The sequence below is a fragment of the Flavobacterium sp. UBA5153 genome, from assembly GCA_002413745.1.
Lineage (GTDB): Bacteria > Bacteroidota > Bacteroidia > Flavobacteriales > Flavobacteriaceae > Flavobacterium.
In genome coordinates this window covers 2,412-3,587 of the sequence record DHXP01000033.1, presented here as the reverse complement: position 1 = coordinate 3,587, position 1,176 = coordinate 2,412, and the positions used below count along the sequence as shown (strand labels likewise).

1 protein-coding gene and 1 pseudogene are annotated in these 1,176 nt (G+C 37.2%); both read right to left on the bottom strand.

What is annotated here, in order from left to right:
* Positions 1-59: 59 nt before the first annotated feature.
* Positions 60-680, bottom strand: coding sequence for an AAA family ATPase (locus B2145_RS07140; RefSeq protein WP_291100224.1), 621 nt, complete (start codon positions 678-680; stop codon positions 60-62).
* A 136-nt stretch (positions 681-816) separates the two neighbouring features.
* Positions 817-1,176, bottom strand: a pseudogene (locus tag B2145_RS07135) (transcriptional regulator); the annotation flags it as partial.

Genomic DNA, 1,176 nt, shown 5'->3' with positions numbered 1-1,176 from the left:
CAGAAGGTGGTGATTTTTTTCATTGCTAAAGAGTGAGTTGTGAGAAGTAAATAGTGAGATTATCGTTTGTCTTTGGTGCTTTTGTCGAAGGCGATGAGGTTTAGCATATTTCGGAGACGGGAGCGGACTCTGTTGCCGTAGGCGGTTTCTATTTCGGAGGCTGAGAGGTTAGTGGTGATGTGGGTGTATATTTTTTTGGATATGAAAATGTCGTATCTGGAGAGTATTATTTCTGCCATTACATTACACTCGTTGCCGTAGTATTTGAGGTTCTTTTCGGTGCCTAAATCGTCGAAACAAATGGTTTTTGGGTCGGGATATAGTTTTCCTTTGCTGTATTTTTGGATTATTTCGTAACCGTCCTGGATAAATTCGAAACTAATGTCCCGGCAGGGTTTTATATAAAATTTATGTTCGGTTGAGGTTAGGGTTTTCATAAGATTCATTAGGGTTGTTTTTCCGCATCCTACTGGTCCAGAAAGCAATATTCCTTTGTTGAGATCTATGTTGTATTGATAACAAGTTACTTCATCCTTAAGGAAATAGGCAATGAGTTTGTAAATTATTGGGTAATCGCTTTCAAGGATTTTGAAATGATTTCCATATAATTCAATGCCCTTTTTTTCAAGCCAAATGATTACTTCTTGGTAATTGTAGTGGGTTTTTATTTCTGTTTCCATTCAATGAAATTTATTTTAGTAAAGCTTCTCGATACAATTTTTAAGTGAAAAACTTAAAAATCACTCGAAATGACGGAATGAAATTAGCTTACGCTCTGTTCGCTTTGCTCGGGTGCTTCGTTCCTTGCAATGACAGCTACAATGGCTCTGAATAGTCTTTGTCGTTACCGATATTGAGGTGCTTTGCTCGGTCGGGAGGTTTTTCGTAAGTTGTGAATTTGTTGGCGTTGAGCATCCAGTTTTGAGCTGCGGCTTGCCAATCGAGCATTGGGGTTTTGCCACCGACTAGCCAGCCAATACTAGAGAAATAATTGAAAAACTTATTGGCTTCGAGTTCGGGAAAGTTTTGTTCGAGGAAATAGGATTTGACTTCATCGTTTGTTGGCTTTAAATCTTTTTCTTTTTTTGCGGAACTTTTTTCTTTTTTTTCTTCGAAAAATAAATTCTCATTTTGAAAATTTTTTGCTTGCTCCTCCAAGTTTAAACTGTTTTTAAT

Excerpts from the sequence above, each read along its gene's own strand:
- B2145_RS07140 (WP_291100224.1), bottom strand. The coding sequence starts at position 680 with ATGGAAACAGAAATAAAAACCCACTACAATTACCAAGAAGTAATCATT.